Below are 16,371 nucleotides of genomic sequence, written 5' to 3'. Positions count from 1 at the left end.
GATACTTATTTGTCACGAGCCGGAAGGATTGCCGTGTCCGCTCGGATGCCTGCACTGCTCGCGAGCCGGTTGGTGGGACGGCAAGCGGTGCGCGAAGTGGTGCCCGCAGATCCCCACCACTCCGTGCGCTGGCACCAGCACGATTACCCGAGCCCGTTGGCGCGCTGGAACTACCACCCCGAGTACGAGATCCACCTGACCAGGAAGGGCCCCGGCAAGTTCATCGTGGGCGACTACGTGGGCACGTTCGAGCCCGGCAATGTGGTGCTGGTTGGCCCCGGCCTCCCCCACGACTGGGTGAGCGACCTGGAAGCCGGCGAGGTCCTGGTGAACCGCGACGCCGTGATCCAGTTCGAGGGCGCGTGGGTTGACCAGGCGTCGCTCGTGGTGCCTGAATTGGCGCAGATCAAGCCGCTGCTGGAAGAGTCGGCCCGGGGCATCGAGTTCCTCGGAACTACGGCAGTTGACGCGGCCCGGGCCATCGAGGCAATGGGAGCAACCACGGGATTGCAGCGCCTGCAGCACTTGGTGGGCCTGTTCGGGATCCTCGGTGCGGCTCCTGCGGGTGAACGGCGCTATCTCGCGTCGGAGTGGTTCGAACCCCAACTCGACGGGAAGGCCGCCGCCGTGGTGGAAATCGTCCTCGAGTACGTTTTCGCACATCATGCCGGTCCCCTCTCCATGGGCGAAGCCGCTGCCTTGGTGGGAATGGGTGAGCCCGCCTTCTCCAAATACTTCAAGCGCGCCACCGGGCAGAACTTCAGCGACCTGGTCAGGAAGCTACGGCTCGCCCACGCCCGCCGGCTCCTGGAGCGGACCGACAAAGCAGTATCGGACATCTGCTACGAGGTTGGCTTCACCAACCTCTCCAACTTCAACCGGCACTTCCTCCGCGATACGGGCCAGACACCCAGGGAATTCCGACGGCGGCCGCGGGCCTAGGTGCGCGGGTTTGCCTCCATGCCAACACGCCAATGGCGGGGCGGCTCTGTTGAGCTGCCCCGCCATTGCCAGCGTTCGGGTTGTTCCTGCGCCCGTCTTTCGGGTCTCCTGTTGCGATGGAGTGCAGTTTCCCTTTGCGCGTGCCGGACTCGGGTCCGGCGGTCTCTGCCTGCTACATGATGCCCGTGGGTACCAGCAGCGCCCAAGCCAGGGCCGGTGCCACCAGGACCACTCCTCCTGCGTACATCATGAGCTGTTTGTAGACACGCTGCCGGTCTGAGTCGCGGGCATTGGCTACCACCAGGGCGCCGTCGGTGGAGAACGGCGACACATCCACCACAGTGGCGGCGATGGCCAACGCGGCCACCGTTCCCGAGGCACTCAGCGAACTGGTGGCCAGCAGTGGACCGGCAAGGGGGATGAAGGCCGTGAGCAGCGCCGTAGAGGATGCGAAGGCCGAGCCAACACCGATCACGTAGCAGAGGACCAGCGCGATCAGCAGGGGTGCACCGAGCGCCAAGGCCATCTCCGCGAGGGTGTCGATGACGCCCACGTGCTGGAGCAGGGAGACGTACGTGATCATGCCTGCCACAAGGAGCACGGTGGACCAGGAGACGCCGCCAATGAACGTCTTGTGCTCCTTGATGTTGACGAACGCCAGGAGCAGGCCGGCTGAGAGGGCCACGAAGCCAATGGGCATGTGGAAGCCGAGGGTGCAGACCAGAATGGCGAGGATCAGTGCCAGGGTAAACAGCTGCTGCCCGTTGGGCCGTCCCACGCGGGGCGTTTCGAGGGCGTCGTACTCATTGGCGTGCTTGTCGCGCAGTTTACCGAGGAAGGCGAACACCACGATGGTCAGTGCGGACAAAATGAAGTTGAGGGCGAAGCTGGCCAGGAACAGGGCGCCTTGGTCAATGGGAAACCCGTTCTTGTGCGCGATGTCGTGGACGAGGACACCGGCAACCGAGAGGGGCGAGAATCCGCCGGCGTGGGCTCCGTTAATCACGAAGGCACCCATGAGGACAGGGTGGATGCGCGACTCGTACGCCAGCCCCAAGGCGGCCGGAGCCAGCAGGGCAACAGCGGCGGGGCTGAAGGTACCCAAGGCGGTCAGCCCCGCAGCCATGAGGAAGAAGACCCACGGAAGGAGCATCGTCTTGCCCCTGACCATCCGGACGCAGCTCTGCACAATGATGTCGATGGACCCGTTCCGTTGGGCCATGCTGAAGAAATAAGTGACGCCGATGATCGTCAGGACGATGGTGGCCGGGAAGTCCTCGAGGATCTGCTTGTCAGTCATTCCCAGGACGAAGTAGCCAACCCCGAACGAGGCGACCAAGCCCATCACGCCGATGTTCAGCGGCCATTTGGTTGCCACCACGAACATCACCACCAGGATGACCAACGGAATGATCTGGGTGGCGGTCATGGTCGGCTCCGATCCCGAGGCAGCCGAGGGATTGCCCATGACACCGCCAAACAGGAGGGCCGCGAGGCCCAGGACGGTGATGGCAACTGCCGTCACCAGAAGGATACGACGGCGGCGCTTGGGTGGTGCGGACTGGTGTTCACTGACTGTGCTGGGGGCAGTCTTTTCTGGAGTCTTGGTTGTCATGATGCTCTCTCTTCATCGAGTAGCGCCGGCGAGTGAGGCATCGACCATGCTGTCGATTGCCTCAGGGAGGTGGATAGTGGTGGAAGCGATGGTGCGGGCTGTGCGGTCCACGCCGACGAGCTGGGATCCGTCCCGTTCCTCGCTCCAGGTTTCGATGACTCCGGCCGGTGTGCGCAACCGGAGCCTGGGGTGCACGGCAGCGCCCATGAATTCGTTCATGACGGTGCCGGGGGTTCGGGCGGCGAGTGTCAGCGCGATGCTTCCCGTAATGGCCAGGGCTGGGTGGGGCTTGCCCATGGAGAGCATCATGACGCTGGCATCGGCGTCGGGGTCGTTGATGGATGGAGGAGCAACTATCGCCACTTTGGGGACAGCGCGGGCGGCTTCCCCCGGCGTGGCTGCCAGGCCCATAAGGACGGCTGCCTGGCGGCGGATACGCTCAAGGGTGTGCAGTTGGAGTTCCACGCCACCGAACCACGTGTCGTAGTGTTCGGCGTCGAGGCCAAGATCCTGTGCCCGGAGAATCACCACGGGCGCACCCGCGTCCACCATGGAAACGTCCCAGCGGGTTCCGTCGGCAAGCACCACATCCCGGGCGGCGCCGGTGGGCAGGAGCCTGCCGGTCGTTTTGCCCGCCGGGTCCCGGAAGCCCAATCCCACGTGGTATCCCGGGAACGGCACGCCTGGCATCCGGGCCTCGGGCATGGTGGGCAACGCTCCGGCTGGTGTGGCGACCTGCTGGATGATGATCTGGCCGGTGTTGGTATTGCGCGTCACGATCCTGGTGACGCCGTTGCCGGGGCTGACCCATCCCTTTTCGATGGCGTAGAGGCCAACCACTGCCGAGCAGTTGCCGCAGTTGCTGCCCCAATCCACGGCTGCTTCTTCGATGCCCACCTGGGCGAAGGTGAACTCCACGTCCACGTCGCCGTCCAGTGGCCGATGGAGGATCATCGCCTTGCTGGTTGTAGACGTTGCCCCGCCCACTCCGTCGATCTGCCGGTGGTCCGGACTGCCAAAGAGCCGCGGGAGCAGGACATCCACACTGGTTTGGGTCTCCGCCAGATCCGCTGATTCGAACACCCAGCATTTGCTGGTGCCACCGCGCATCCATTCCGCTTCGATCTTCATGGTCATTTCCTTGCTCTTCGACGCCCCGGAGTTGAAGGGGATACTTCGAGAATGAGCCAGCTCACAAATGAAGACAATGTTGGATAAGTGTAGGGGGCTGTAGCATTACTTAACTCATTGCCGTAGTTGCCCGCCTGGACCCGCGAATTCCCGACTACGCGGGCCATGGAGGGCCGACGGTGTCTACTTCAAGCCCAAGAATGCATAGAATTAACCATTCATACGGAAGGGTAAAGCGTTGCTTAACGACGAGTACCAAGGTCTTTTCGATATCCGGCGGTTGGCACTCCTGGTTGAGGTGGTGGAGCAGGGATCCATCACGTCGGCGGCTGACCTGATGATGTACACCCCGTCCGCAGTGTCCCAGCAATTGCGCAAGCTCGAACAAGAGGTGGGGCAGCCCCTGCTGAACCGCCGCTCGCGTGGCGTGGTGCCCACCGAAGCCGGCCAGGTGCTTGCAGCCCATGCGCGGAAGATCGTTGGCCAAATGAAGGCCGCGCAGTCCGACCTCGATCAGATTGCCGGCCTCAACCGGGGCTCTTTGGCTGTTGGCACCTTCCCCACCCTCGCAGGATCCTTTCTTCCTGTAGTGATCCGGGCTTTCAAGAAGCGCTACCCGGCGATTAGCCTCTCCGTCCGCAGCGCACGGTTCGACCAATTGGTCAGCGATCTCCAATCCGGCATCACCGGTCTTTGCCTGCTGTGGGACTACCCGTGGAACAGGTTCCATGACGACAGCATCCGCTTGACCGAAGTCTTCCAGGAGAGCACCGTGCTCCTCGTCTCCCGGAACCACCCGCTGGCTGACCGCGAAGAGATCCGGATGGTGGAGTTGAAGAAGGAATCCTGGATCGTCAGGGCTGAAGCTCATCCGGTTGTTGAGGTGCTCCAGCGCGCGGCACACAATGCGGGCTTTGAGCCTTCCATCGGCTTTCTGGCCAATGACTACCAAGAGGCCCAGGCCATGGTCAGCGTGGGCATGGGCGTGGCGCTTGCGCCCAAGACGGCGGTTGCCCTGCAGCACCCGGATGTGAAGGTCATCAGCATCGGCGATGCCGCACCCCTCCGCCGCATCCTGCTGGCCCAACGCCAGGACAAGGTTTATGCGCCCGCGGAGGTCGCCTTTCAGTCCACCCTCCTCGAGATTGCCCGCGAGCGCGCCGGAGACTACCTCTAACCGCTTCCCCGCATCCGCCCCACATGCCGGCTTCATCAGCACACACAAAGCTAGAACGATCTAGACGCGCCACTGAAAGCGTGCCACCATAGTCGGAACTAGAACGATCTAGCCGCCATGAACAAGGAGCCATCAATGACGTATCTCCAGCACCCGGTCACAGAAGACCGGCCCGTTCGCATCGCCCTGATCGGCGCCGGGTGGATTGGAAAATTCCATGCAGAATCCATTGCACGCCGCATCCCGAATGCCCGGCTGGAGGCCATCGCCGACCCCGTCCTTCCGGCTGTCCAGGAACTCGCCACGAAGCTAGGCGTCACCAAGATCAGCACCGATGCGGCCGATGTCCTGGCCGATCCGGATGTGGATGCCGTCCTGATCGCCTCGCCCTTGCGCTTCCATTCCGAACTGATCACTGCAGCAGCCCGCGCCGGCAAGGATGTTTTCTGCGAAAAGCCTGGCGGACGGACCATCGAGGAACTCGACGGGGCCATCGACGCAGCGGCGAGTGCCGGCGTCGTACTCCGCTTTGGCTTTAACCGCCGCTATTCAACGGACTTCGCAGCGGCCCGCAAGCTGATCGACGACGGTGCCGTCGGCACGCCGCAACTGCTCCGCTCCCTCACCCGCGATCCCGGCACGGAAGCAGGACTCAGCAACCCCGAACGGATCGCGCCCGGGACCATCTTCCTGGAAACCCTCATCCACGACTTCGACACACTGAACTGGTTGAACCCGGGCGCCGTACCGGTAAGGGTCCACGCCGTCGCCGATGCCCTGGTGGCACCCGAGGCGAAGGCGGGCGGCCTGCTGGACACCGCCGTCGTCACCGTCACGTACAGCAACGGCGCCATCGCGGTGGCGGAAGCGAACTTCAACGCGCTTTACGGCTACGACGTCCGCGGCGAAGTGTTCGGCTCCGCGGGCATGGTCACTGCCGGCACGCCGCAAGCCACCAACGCAACCAGCTACACCGCCGCCGGCATCGCCTCGGACACCTCGCGCCTCAACATCCAGCTGTTCCACGACGCCTACACCGACGAGCTTGCGCACTTTGCCCATGACGTCGCGGCACGCCGCGGTTACGCCGGAGAACGTACGACGGCGGCAGCCTCGCCCGCCGTCGTGGCGCCGGGTGGGGTGGATGCGCGCAACGCCTTGGCCGTGGCCCTGGCTGCGTTCCGGTCGGCTGAAACGGGATTGCCCGTGGAGGTTTCGGACATTGCTGAGCTGCAGGCCGCCGAGGGTGCCGTGCAGTTGCAGGGAGCGCGCGCATGAGCTTCCGCCTGGCCGTCTGCGCCGAGATGGTCTACGGAGAACTGCCGCTCATCGATCGCGTTCGCCGGATCCATGACCTGGGCTTCGAGGCGGAACTGTGGGACACCCGGGGCCAGGACATCACGGCCCTCGCCAGCACGGGCGCCCGGTTCTCCTCGATGAGCGGCTACTTTGGCGGGAGCGTCATCGACCCCACCAACGCCCACGAGGTCTTGGCCTCTGCGGAGAAGCTGATTCCCACGGCGCTGGAGTTGGGCGTCGAGCGGATGGTAGTGCACCCCGCCGAGCTGGGCGAGGGCGGCCGCGCAGTCCGGCCGACCCACCGCTCCACGGGCGAAATGTGGCTGACCGGACTCCGAACCTTGGAGAAACTCGGTGAGCTGGGCGCACAACATGGGATCACGTTCGCCCTGGAGAACCTCAACACCATCCTCGACCATCCCGGCATCCCGCTGGCCAGGGCCAAGGACACTTTGGCGCTTGTCCAGGCCGTGAACCACCCCAACGTCAAAATGATGCTGGATCTCTACCACGCCCAAATCGGCGAGGGGAACCTGATCGAATTGGTCCGGGCATCCCAGCCGTTCACGGGCGAAATCCAGGTGGCCGACGTGCCCGGTCGCTTCGAACCCGGGACCGGCGAGATCAACTACCCGGCCATTGCCACGGCACTCCGCGAGGCCGGGTACACGGGCGTGATCGGAATGGAAGCGGGCGCGATCGGCGGCCAAGGCATCGAAGCCGGGGACGCAGCCCTGGCCGCCTTCCGCGCAGCCTTCTCCCCCAAGTAGGGGACAGCAAACGTCGCTACGAGCACCCAGTGCGACATGTGCTGTCTCCTACTTGGGTTCAGTACTTGATCGGTTCCATGCGTCCCGAACGCAGGGACAGGACGGCGGCCTCGGCGATGGCTTGGGCTTTCAGACCGTCTTCCAAGGAAGGGGTTGGAGCCGCGCCGCCGTCGAGGGAAGCAACGAAGGCGGACAGCGCAGCAGCGTACGTTGGCTGCACGCGTTCGAACCAACCGGGGTGCAGCCCGTCGTCAACCACGGATGTGCCGGAGTAGCGTGACACGGCCCCATTCCGGTGGCGGCGGGCTTCCACCATTCCTTTGGAGCCCATGATCTCGATGCGTTCGTCGTAGCCGTACCCGGTGCGGCGTACGGAATCGATCTGGACCAACGCCCCACCGGGGAGCCGCAACGTGACCGCGGAGGTGTCTACGTCGTCGTACTCCACAATGCCGGGCTCCGCCAAAGCCGAACCCGTAGCGAAAACTTCCACGGGATCCAGCCCGGACAACCAACGTGCAAGGTCGAAGAAGTGGACGGTCTGGTCCCGCATCTGGCCACCGGAAACCGCCACATAGGACAACGGCGGCATGGACGGCCCGCGGGAGGTGAGCTGGATGAGCTCCACCGTGCCGATCTCACCCGAGTCCACCACGCGCTTGAGTTCGGCGTAGTCGCGGTCGAAACGTCGGTTGAAGTCCACCATCACCGGGACGCCGGCTTCCTGCGCGAACGCAGCGGTCTCGCGGGCGCGGTCCAGGTCCAGGTCGATCGGCTTCTCGCACAGGGCGGCAATTCCGACGGCGGCAGCCCGGCGAAGGTGTTCGGCGTGCGTATCGGTAGAGGACGCGATGAAGACTGCGTCGATTTCCCCGGGGTTGAAAACGTCCTCGATGGCGGTTGCGGCGGTGGCACCGTGGGCGGCGGCGAGGGACTGCGCGCGCTGCTGGTCCACGTCGTAGACCAGGCGGAAGTCGATGCCGGGATGCGCGGCGAGGTTGGCTGCGTGGACGGAACCGATGAAGCCGGCTCCCAGGAGGGCGAAACGGGGCATGTCAGACTGCTGCTTTCTGGTAGGCGGATGCGGGGACTTTCCACGCGGAATCGTCATGGTGCGAGGCCGCGACTGCCTCGACGAACTGGACACCGATCAGGCCGTCGATCCCCGTGGGGAAGGACAGCTCCCGCTCCGGGAGCGGTGAAGAATCGCGGCGGGCGCGGAGGACCTCGGCGAGGTCGGAATAGAAGTTGGCGAAGGCCTCAAGGAAGCCCTCCGGATGCCCCAAACCGACGCGTGTAAGCCGGGACGCGTCGTCGTGCAGGGTGCTGAGCCCGTGCGTGAGGATGGTGGTGGTGCCGGCGAGGTCCTGGACTGTGAGGTGGTGCGGGTCCTCGTGCTGCCATTCGAGGCTGCCCTTGTCGCCGAAGATACGGATGCGGAGTCCATGGTTGTGGCCGGTGGCGGCCATGCTTGCCCATACCCGCGCCGGGACGTTGCCGGTCAGCTCCAGTTCCACGGTGGCGTTGTCGAAGACCCGCCTCCCCGGGACGAACGTCTGGAGCTGGCCGGACAAGCGCTGCGCCTCAAGCCCGGTGATGTAGCGGAGCAGGTGGAAAGCGTGGGTGCCGAGGTCCCCCACGACGCTCGGGAAACCGGCGATGTCCGGGTTGGTGCGCCACGTCGCCTGCTTGTGGCCTTCGTCCTCCAAAGGCTTCGAGGCCCAGCCGGAGGCATGTTCGACGTCGACAAACCGGATGGCGCCCAGCTCGCCGTTGCGGACCATGCGGGCAGCCTGGCGAACCATCGCGTAGGCGGAGTAACAGTGCGGGACGGCGAGGATTGCGTTGTTCTCCTCGGCGATGCGGACCAGTTCTGCCGCAGTGGCGGAGTCCTGGGTCAGCGGCTTCTCGCACACCACGGAAATGCCCTTCTCAAGGAAGGACCGGGCGATCCCGAAGTGGCTGTCATTTGGAGTCGCCACCACAACGACGTCCACCCCGTCTTCGCGTTCCGCCTCGGCGACGGCCATTTGTTCGACACTGCCGTAATTGCGGTCTGCGGGCACGCCGAGGTGGGCCGCGATGTCGCCGGAAGTGTGCGGATCCCGACCGAAGATTCCGGCTTGGAGATCGTAGTGACCGTCCAGCCGCATGGCGTAGCGGTGGGTCTTGCCAATATCGGCGCCCGGCCCTCCGCCAACCATCCCAGCGACCAGTTGCCGCGAATTCGGTGCACTCATGAAAGATCCTCATTGACTCTTTGGAATTTACTTGGACCGGTCCATAATGGCTGTGGAAGGTCACAGCCGTCAAGCCCCCTAAGCTTGAACGGGACACTGACGAGAGGAGACACCGCATGGCCACCAAGCCCACCATCCGCGACGTCGCGAGTGCTGCCGGAGTCTCCAAATCCCTGGTCTCCCTGGTCCTCCAGGGCTCCGCAAACGTCAGCGAGCCCCGCCGTCGTGCCGTCCTGGACGCCATGGAGCAACTGGGCTACCGGCCCAACAGGCTGGCGCAGCGCTTGTCCGGACCGCGCAGCGGAACCATCGGCGTGATGCTCAACGACATCCGGAACCCATGGTTCGTCGAGCTCCTTGAGGGACTCACCGCGTCCCTGCACTCGGCGGGTGTTTCGCCGGTCCTCGCCGATTCCTACACGGACAACCGCGTGGGCCGCAGCTCCGTGGAGACCCTCCTGGAGCAGCGGATCGACGGGCTGGTGGTGGTGGGAACCACGGTGGAGTCGGCCGCCATCGAAAGAGCCGCACAGAGCATCCCGGTGGTTCTGGCCGGTACCCGCGAACCGCACCTTCCCGGCGTGGACATTGTGGTCAACAACGACGACGCCGGCGCGCGGCAGGCCACCGAACACCTCCTCTCCCTGGGCCACCGGCGAATCGCCCACCTGCAGGGCCCGGGCGAAGTGGGCAAGCTGCGGCGGCTGTCCTTCGAGCGGACCATGAACGATTCCGGAATGGAGCCCATGGTGGTTTCCGGTGGCGTGAGCGAGGAAAGCGCTTATGCGGCGGCCGGCCGGCTGCTCTCTTCCGCGGAGAGGCCCACCGCGATCTTTGCGTACAACGACATCGCCTGCATCGGCGCCTTGTCCGCCGCCGACGATCTTGGCTTGTCCGTGCCCCAGGACCTGTCACTGGTGGGTTACGACAACACCTACCTGGCCAAGATCCGCCACCTCTCACTGACCTCCGTGGACAACGGAAACCTTGCCGTGGGCGTGGAGGCCGGGAAGTTCATTCTGGAACGGCTCACCGCCCCGGAACTCCCGGGACGGTTGCACCAGGTGCCGTCACAGTTGCAGGTCCGGGGCTCGTCGGGGGACGCGCCGGTCCGGGGATCGTCGGGGGACGCGCCGGTCCGGGGATCGTCGGGGGACGCGCCAGTCCGGGGCTGACTCAGCGCCGGCCCAGCAGCAAAACTCCCGCGTTGGCAGCAACGATCAGGCCTATCCCGGTCCACTGCACGGCGGCCAGGTCCTGGTGCAGCACGAGCGCGCCGATGATGGCGGCGAAGACCGGGTTGATGCTCATCAGGATGCCGAACAGACTGGCAGGGACCCGCCGCAGGGCAAGCAGGTCCGCCACGTATGGCAGCACCGAGGCCAGGATCCCAGCGCCCACGGCACACATGACCGCGAACCCGTCCACGGGCCGGCTCACGAAAACGACGACGGCGACCGGCAGGAAGAGCGTGGCGGACACCCCGGTGGCCGCCGCAGTCCCTTGGACTCCCTGGATTCTTTGGCCGACCACGCGGTTCAAGAGAATGTACGCGGCCCAACTACACGCCGCCATGAGACCCAAGGCGATTCCCGCGACATCGGTGGAGGCTTCAGGCCGGGTAATGGCCACGACCCCACCAACCGCAGCCACGGCACACAGGACGTTGCCCTTCCGATGGGAGCCCGCCCGGCTGGAGCTGATCAAAGCCACGGCCAACGGCCCCAGGAACTCCAAGGTCACGGCGAGGCCCAAGCCGATCCGCTGGATCGCGGCATACAGGCCGAGATTCATGGTTCCAAAGGACACAGCCAGCAAGAGAACAGGCCACCACTGATGCCACCGCAGGTCGCGCAGCCGCGGCCGCACCAGGGGAAGGAGGACGGCGGCCGCAACGAGTTGCCGCACGGCCACCACGCCCACTGGCCCCAGGGCAGGGAAGGCCAGCGATCCACTCGCAGCTCCGAGCTGGTTGGAGAGTGCGCTGGCAACGAGGGTAGCGGCACCACCGGCTTTTCCTGCTGCGGCATGGATCTGGTTCATGAGGAGATTCTGCGCTTGCAGCTCCCATCCACTAAATGCATGAATGACGCTATTTATACGCTGAACGCATGAATAGAATGGGCCGCATGGACGTGGAACTGCGGCAACTGCGCTGCCTGCTCGCAGTGGTGGACGAGGGCACGTTCACGGACGCCGCCATCGAACTGCGGATATCCCAGGCTGCGGTCTCGCGGAACATCGCAGCGCTGGAGGGCGCTTTGGGTGTGAAGCTCGTGCAACGGACCACGCGGAGCGCGGCCCTCACACCCGCAGGCCAGCGTGCCGTCACCAAGGCACGGCGGATCGTCGCCCTGATGGCTGACCTTGAACGCGACGCCCGCGCCGGAATCGGACAGGCACGCATCGGCTACGCCTGGTCCGCGCTCGGCGAGCACACCACGGAGTTCCAACGGCAATGGAAGAGCCATTTCCCGCACACGGAACTGCACCTTGTCCGTTCCAACACACCCAGCGGCGGCCTGCTGGACGGAACCGCAGACTTCGCGATCCTTCGCCGCCTCCCCCAAGGCACCGCCGTCGAGCACGTCCTGATCGGTGAGGAGAAGCGGTACTGCGCCATGTCCGCGGACGATCCCCTGGCCTCGCGGCGTTCGGTGACTTTGGCGCAGATTGCCGCGATGCCGGTGGCGATGGACCTTCGGACCGGCAGCACCACGCTGGACCTGTGGCCGGAGCACGGGCAGCCCCGGGACGTTATCCCCATCAACGACATTGACGATTGGCTGACCGAGATTGGCAGCGGCGCCGCGCGGGGCATCACCGCCGCGTCAACCGCGCACCAATACCGCCGACGGGGCGTCACGTACCGTCCCGTCCGCGATGCACCGACGGTTCCGGTGTACGTGGCGTGGCTGGCGAAGGATCGGCCTCAGGAGCGGGAGGCAGTGGTTGGTTTGCTGGCCGGCTTATACGCATAAAAAAGCGGACGACGCCGGGAATCACCCAACGCCGTCCGCCCGCTTTAGTGGATCAATCGGCTTTTCCGGCCAGCGCAACCAAGACGCCGGCAGTGGCAAAATACTTGTTGCTTCCCAGATCGCGCACCGTCTTGATGCCCAGACCGGCAAGCAATTCATTGTGCTTGTCAGTCAGGCCGGCCAACGCCGAGGGCGGAGCGGCCAGAACCTCGTCCAGGCTGGCATTTTCGTAGGCTTTATCGAGTGCTTTGCCCAATTCAACAGAAACAGCCAAGGCATTTCCTTTCATCGATACGGAACAAGTGCAAACGTGCTGCAGAACATTAACCACGCAACCGGTGAATCCGGATCCCCCAAGGAATTACGGTTCGGGCCGCATACCTGTCAAGATAGCCCACCTCGGCGCGAAGGTGGGTCGATTTGACCGGAGATTTAACGGTCGCAGCCAGAGCGGCTGTCAACGAGTCCTGAGATGCTGGAGGCGTGACCTCACTTTCGATGGATGCAGCCCGGACCGCGTTGAGCTGGAAACTCCTGCCCGCGGGGCTTCTCTCGGTGTCCGGAATCCCGTTGTTCGCCCTTGGCAACGATCTGTTGGGGTACTCGCTGGTTGCCCTCAGCCTGGTCACGGCCGCGTTCGTCGACCGGAGTTTGCTGCGGCACCTCGCCCTGATCGCCGCGGGGATGGTGATCATCAGCCTGGTGCCGCTCAATGCGGACCTGAGCCTGGAGCACATGGCCCTCATGGGCGGCGCGTTGGCCCTGGCAGTACTGGTTCCTTGGCTGGTTTCGCGCTTCGCCTATCGGGAAGACATCATCAGGTTCCCGGTCAACACTGGCCGGAAATGGCCCCTTGCGGCGAAGTTCTACCTGGCGGGAGTGGTAGCACTGGGCTACTTCATCCTGCCCGCCTACCTGATTACCACAGGGGTGTACCGGAACTGGCCCGACGCCTCAGATCCCACCATCTTTTGGCGGCTCTTCCTCGGCGTTAATACCGTGGGCATCTGGGACGAGCTGTTTTTCATCTGCACCACGTTCACCCTGCTGAGGCACCATTTCCCGGATTGGTTGGCCAACCTGCTGCAGGCCGTGGTGTTCAGCTCGTTTCTGTGGGAGATCGGCTACCAGTCATGGGGTCCCCTGCTGACGTTCCCCTTCGCGCTGCTGCAGGGCTACACCTTCAAGCTGACCAAGTCCTTCACCTACGTGGTTTCCGTCCACCTGATCTTCGACTTCGTGCTGTTCCTGGCGCTGGTGCACGCCCACAACCGGGAGTGGCTCCCGGTCTTTCTTTACTAGGAACCCGCTCATAAGACGGTATACCTAACTACTACTTTTCGGTGTGCCTAACTTTCCGCTATCCTCCTAGTATCCCTACGCCCCGATGATGAGGATTGACCATGGCAGCACCCACCCTGGAAAAACGAGCAGCCCCCGGCCGCGTCTGGTCGCGACTGCTCCTGCTTGGCCCTGCCTTTGTGGCAGCCATTGCTTACGTCGATCCGGGAAACGTGGCCGCGAACCTCACTGCGGGTGCCAATTATGGCTACTTGCTGGTCTGGGTCCTGGTGGTGGCCAACGCCATGGCCGTATTGGTGCAATACCAATCCGCCAAGCTGGGCCTGGCCACAGGTATGAGCCTCCCCGAAATCCTCGGCAAGCGCCTTGGCAACAAGCGGAGGCGTGCCTACTGGCTGCAGGCGGAAATCGTTGCCGGTGCCACTGATATGGCCGAAGTGATCGGCGGTGCCGTGGCACTCAACCTGCTGTTCGGCCTCCCCCTGCTGACCGGCGGCGTCATCATCGGCATCGCGTCCATGCTGCTCCTCGCCCTGCAATCGCGGAGGGGGCAACGCTCCTTCGAGTACGCCATCCTGGTACTGCTGGGAGTCATCGCGGTGGGCTTCATGTCCGGCTTGGTGGTCAGCCCACCGGATCCGGGTGAAGCACTCGGCGGGCTGCTCCCGCGCTTCGAAGGCACGGACACCGTGCTCCTCGCCGCCAGCATGCTCGGCGCCACCGTTATGCCCCACGCCATCTACCTGCACTCCGCCCTGGCCCGGGACCGCCACGGGTTCTCCCCGGATCCGATCATCCGGACCCGCCTCATCAAGGCCACCCGGTTCGACGTCGTGGGCGCGTTGCTGCTGGCCGGCGTCGTCAACATTTCCATGCTGCTGCTTGCGGCCACGAGCCTGCGCGGCATCGAGGGAACAGACACCATCGACGGAGCACATGCAGCCGTCACATCAGCGCTGGGTCCGGCGATCGGCGTCGTCTTTGCCATCGGCCTGCTGGCCTCCGGGCTGGCCTCGACCTCCGTGGGTTGCTACGCGGGCGCCACCATCATGGGTGGCCTGTTGAAGGTCCGCGTACCGCTGCTGGCCCGCCGCGTGATTACGCTCATCCCCGCGCTGATCATCCTGGGCGCAGGAATTGAGCCCACCCTGGCACTTGTGCTCAGCCAAGTCCTGCTGAGCTTCGGCATCCCCTTCGCCCTGATCCCCCTGATCCGACTCACGGGCAAGAAGGACGTCATGGGCATCCACACCGACTCCCTGCCGCTGAAGATCGCGGGATGGACCAGCGCTACCCTGATCGTCGGCCTCAACTGCGTGCTGATCGCGCTGACGCTGTCAGGTCAGGGCTAGTTCAGGCGACACCCGCGGCCAGGCCTACGGGCTGCTTCCCGGCACAGTCCTCGGCGGACACGTAGTCTGCGTGTCCTCCGGCCAGGCTCGCCTGGCACTCAGCCACGCGGTGTTCAACGTCGCCGTGCACGGCCGAGGTGATGGCTTCCACTACGGCGATCTGGCCGGTGGTGTCAGGTACGCCGGGGAACTGGACCTGCGGAACTTCCTCAATCACGGCAACGGGAGCCTCAGTCGTGGCGCGCATCCGGACCAGTGCTATCGCGGAAATCAGGAACCAGGCCACGTTGGTGACCACTGACGGCCACGCCCCGTGGACAGCGCCGTTAATCATGAAGGCGACCGCCCCGATCAGGTTGGCCGTCTGGAAACGACGGCCCGCTTTCAACCAGCCCATGGAGACGCTCAAGTAGGCACTCAGGATGAGTACGGCGCCTGTCCAACCGGCAATTTCCCACAGCAATTCCATGGTGGCCTTTCAAAAAATGTGCCCGTCGTGCTTAGGTGCTGTGCGGGAAAAATGGGGAGTGGCATGACTTGCCAGAGCTAAGTTACCAAGCGCGCCCAGCCACGTTCAATAGGTGATCAGCCACCTCACTGTGTGATTCTGCACACGGCGCCTGCAAGGCCCAGTCGGCGCCGCCGTCCCTCTCTCACCAAACACCCCCCCTTCCGCCGTCCCCCTCTCACCAAACACCCCCCTTCCGCCGTCCCTCTCTCACCAAACACCCCCCTTACCGGAATGCTCTATCAGCTGCACTCCGGGAGCCGACGGCACCTGTGTTTCGCGAGTCCGGCGTACCGCCACGACCCCCTTTGGATGGGGAAAGTGCCGACGCGCCGGGCCAGTGGTCTCCCGACCACCTTCCGGTCGTCAAAGTCGGTGGTAGCGGCACAGCACTGCGTAGCGGACACGACGGCGGTCGGCTCGCCGGGTAGCGGACAGCCACCAGGCACCCCTCCGTCGAGCAGTCTCCCTACGTCCACGCGTCCTTATCCACCGAGATCTCCTCGGCCATGTCGTCCAGGAAACGCATCACCACGTCCCTTTCGGCCGGCGTCAGTCGGGCCGCGGCCAGGAACCGGCGGGCGTGCTGCCTGCCCACGGTTTGCATGGCAGCTTCATGGGTTTCCGGCGTGATGGCAATGGCCAGCGCCCGCCGGTCGGAGGGATGTGGCTTCCGGGTGACGTGGCCGGCGCGTTCCAGACGGTCCAGCAACTTGGTGGTGGACGCCGTCGAGATCTGCAATTGGGCGGCGATGGCGCCCGGCGTGGCGATGACGCCCCTGTTCGCGGAGACAATCAGGTAGTGGAGCGCCCGCATGTCCGAGGGGTTGAGTTTCATGTATTTAAGCGAGGCCTCGGACAAACGCTCTTCAGCGTCGCGTAGCCGTCCCAGGGCAGCCATCAGTTGGCTGATCTGCCGCAGGTCTGCGTCGCTGAGCCCACTTCTGTCCACGAGTTGCTGCAACGGATCGTTGGCTTCCATGTCGTAGAGACGGGAGGAGGACGCAGCGTCAACTTCTCCCTTTTTGAGCATGAAAGTATGTTACACCTAACT

The 16,371-nt window shown here is 64.5% G+C and carries 16 protein-coding genes; 8 read left to right on the top strand and 8 right to left on the bottom strand.

Annotated elements, in window-relative coordinates; all coding sequences use genetic code 11:
• Window positions 1–33: 33 nt before the first annotated feature.
• Window positions 34–942 (top strand): AraC family transcriptional regulator, encoded by a 909-nt coding sequence (locus ACH488_RS13580; RefSeq protein ID WP_397324930.1) that lies wholly within the window; start codon window positions 34–36, stop codon window positions 940–942.
• Window positions 943–1,114: 172 nt separating this feature from the next.
• On the opposite strand, the gene ACH488_RS13575 is transcribed toward ACH488_RS13580, so the two are convergent.
• Together ACH488_RS13575 and ACH488_RS13570 are read right to left on the bottom strand one after the other, a co-directional pair.
• Complete coding sequence (locus ACH488_RS13575) at window positions 1,115–2,557, bottom strand: SLC13 family permease (RefSeq protein WP_397324928.1); 1,443 nt, start codon at window positions 2,555–2,557, stop codon at window positions 1,115–1,117.
• 12 nt (window positions 2,558–2,569) lie between these two features.
• Window positions 2,570–3,688: a PrpF domain-containing protein gene (locus tag ACH488_RS13570; protein WP_397324926.1), complete on the bottom strand. Its 1,119-nt coding sequence runs from the start codon at window positions 3,686–3,688 to the stop codon at window positions 2,570–2,572.
• A gap of 238 nt (window positions 3,689–3,926) precedes the next feature.
• Here ACH488_RS13570 and ACH488_RS13565 point away from each other — a divergent pair, with 238 nt between their 5' ends.
• The 3 genes from ACH488_RS13565 to ACH488_RS13555 all read left to right on the top strand — a co-directional run bounded on the left by ACH488_RS13565 (window position 3,927) and on the right by ACH488_RS13555 (window position 6,934).
• Window positions 3,927–4,865 (top strand): LysR substrate-binding domain-containing protein, encoded by a 939-nt coding sequence (locus ACH488_RS13565; protein ID WP_397324925.1) that lies wholly within the window; start codon window positions 3,927–3,929, stop codon window positions 4,863–4,865.
• A gap of 135 nt (window positions 4,866–5,000) precedes the next feature.
• Window positions 5,001–6,143, top strand: a complete 1,143-nt coding sequence (locus ACH488_RS13560; protein ID WP_397324923.1) for a Gfo/Idh/MocA family oxidoreductase — start codon at window positions 5,001–5,003, stop codon at window positions 6,141–6,143.
• Window positions 6,140–6,934, top strand: coding sequence for a TIM barrel protein (locus ACH488_RS13555; protein WP_397324921.1), 795 nt, complete (start codon window positions 6,140–6,142; stop codon window positions 6,932–6,934). The genes ACH488_RS13560 and ACH488_RS13555 overlap by 4 nt, the downstream gene beginning before the upstream one ends.
• A 58-nt stretch (window positions 6,935–6,992) precedes the next feature.
• Here ACH488_RS13555 and ACH488_RS13550 read toward each other — a convergent pair whose 3' ends face one another.
• Window positions 6,993–7,988, bottom strand: a complete 996-nt coding sequence (locus tag ACH488_RS13550) for a Gfo/Idh/MocA family oxidoreductase (protein ID WP_397324920.1) — start codon at window positions 7,986–7,988, stop codon at window positions 6,993–6,995.
• Window position 7,989: 1 nt separating this feature from the next.
• The gene (locus ACH488_RS13545; RefSeq protein WP_397324919.1) at window positions 7,990–9,174 is read right to left on the bottom strand and encodes a Gfo/Idh/MocA family protein; all 1,185 of its coding nucleotides are present in this window, start codon (window positions 9,172–9,174) and stop codon (window positions 7,990–7,992) included.
• A gap of 116 nt (window positions 9,175–9,290) precedes the next feature.
• Between ACH488_RS13545 and ACH488_RS13540 the strand changes: the two genes are divergently transcribed.
• Window positions 9,291–10,349: a LacI family DNA-binding transcriptional regulator gene (locus ACH488_RS13540; RefSeq protein WP_397324918.1), complete on the top strand. Its 1,059-nt coding sequence runs from the start codon at window positions 9,291–9,293 to the stop codon at window positions 10,347–10,349.
• A 1-nt stretch (window position 10,350) separates the two neighbouring features.
• On the opposite strand, the gene ACH488_RS13535 is transcribed toward ACH488_RS13540, so the two are convergent.
• Window positions 10,351–11,217, bottom strand: coding sequence for an EamA family transporter (locus ACH488_RS13535; RefSeq protein ID WP_397324917.1), 867 nt, complete (start codon window positions 11,215–11,217; stop codon window positions 10,351–10,353).
• 68 nt (window positions 11,218–11,285) lie between these two features.
• On the opposite strand from ACH488_RS13535, the gene ACH488_RS13530 reads away from it, so the two are divergent.
• Window positions 11,286–12,155 (top strand): LysR family transcriptional regulator, encoded by an 870-nt coding sequence (locus ACH488_RS13530; protein ID WP_397324915.1) that lies wholly within the window; start codon window positions 11,286–11,288, stop codon window positions 12,153–12,155.
• Window positions 12,156–12,207: 52 nt separating this feature from the next.
• Here the strand turns inward: ACH488_RS13530 and ACH488_RS13525 are convergent, their stop codons facing one another.
• Window positions 12,208–12,429, bottom strand: coding sequence for a hypothetical protein (locus ACH488_RS13525; RefSeq protein ID WP_397324913.1), 222 nt, complete (start codon window positions 12,427–12,429; stop codon window positions 12,208–12,210).
• A gap of 224 nt (window positions 12,430–12,653) precedes the next feature.
• Here ACH488_RS13525 and ACH488_RS13520 point away from each other — a divergent pair, with 224 nt between their 5' ends.
• Both ACH488_RS13520 and ACH488_RS13515 read left to right on the top strand, forming a co-directional pair.
• On the top strand, window positions 12,654–13,457 hold the full coding sequence (locus tag ACH488_RS13520; protein ID WP_397325057.1) for a CPBP family intramembrane glutamic endopeptidase: 804 nt from the start codon (window positions 12,654–12,656) through the stop codon (window positions 13,455–13,457).
• Between the two features lie 101 nt (window positions 13,458–13,558).
• A complete protein-coding gene (locus ACH488_RS13515; RefSeq protein WP_397324911.1) occupies window positions 13,559–14,809 on the top strand; it encodes an Nramp family divalent metal transporter in 1,251 nt (416 codons plus the stop codon).
• Window position 14,810: 1 nt separating this feature from the next.
• Here the strand turns inward: ACH488_RS13515 and ACH488_RS13510 are convergent, their stop codons facing one another.
• A complete protein-coding gene (locus tag ACH488_RS13510; RefSeq protein ID WP_397324909.1) occupies window positions 14,811–15,278 on the bottom strand; it encodes a hypothetical protein in 468 nt (155 codons plus the stop codon).
• A gap of 508 nt (window positions 15,279–15,786) precedes the next feature.
• Window positions 15,787–16,350 carry a MarR family winged helix-turn-helix transcriptional regulator gene (locus ACH488_RS13505; protein WP_397324907.1) on the bottom strand — a complete coding sequence of 188 codons (564 nt, stop codon included), beginning with the start codon at window positions 16,348–16,350 and terminating at the stop codon, window positions 15,787–15,789.
• Window positions 16,351–16,371 lie beyond the last annotated feature (21 nt).

This window comes from Paenarthrobacter sp. NPDC018779 (assembly GCF_044391085.1).
Lineage (GTDB): Bacteria > Actinomycetota > Actinomycetes > Actinomycetales > Micrococcaceae > Arthrobacter.
The sequence above is the reverse complement of the archived record's forward strand: the minus strand, read 5'-3'. Positions and strand labels throughout refer to the sequence as shown.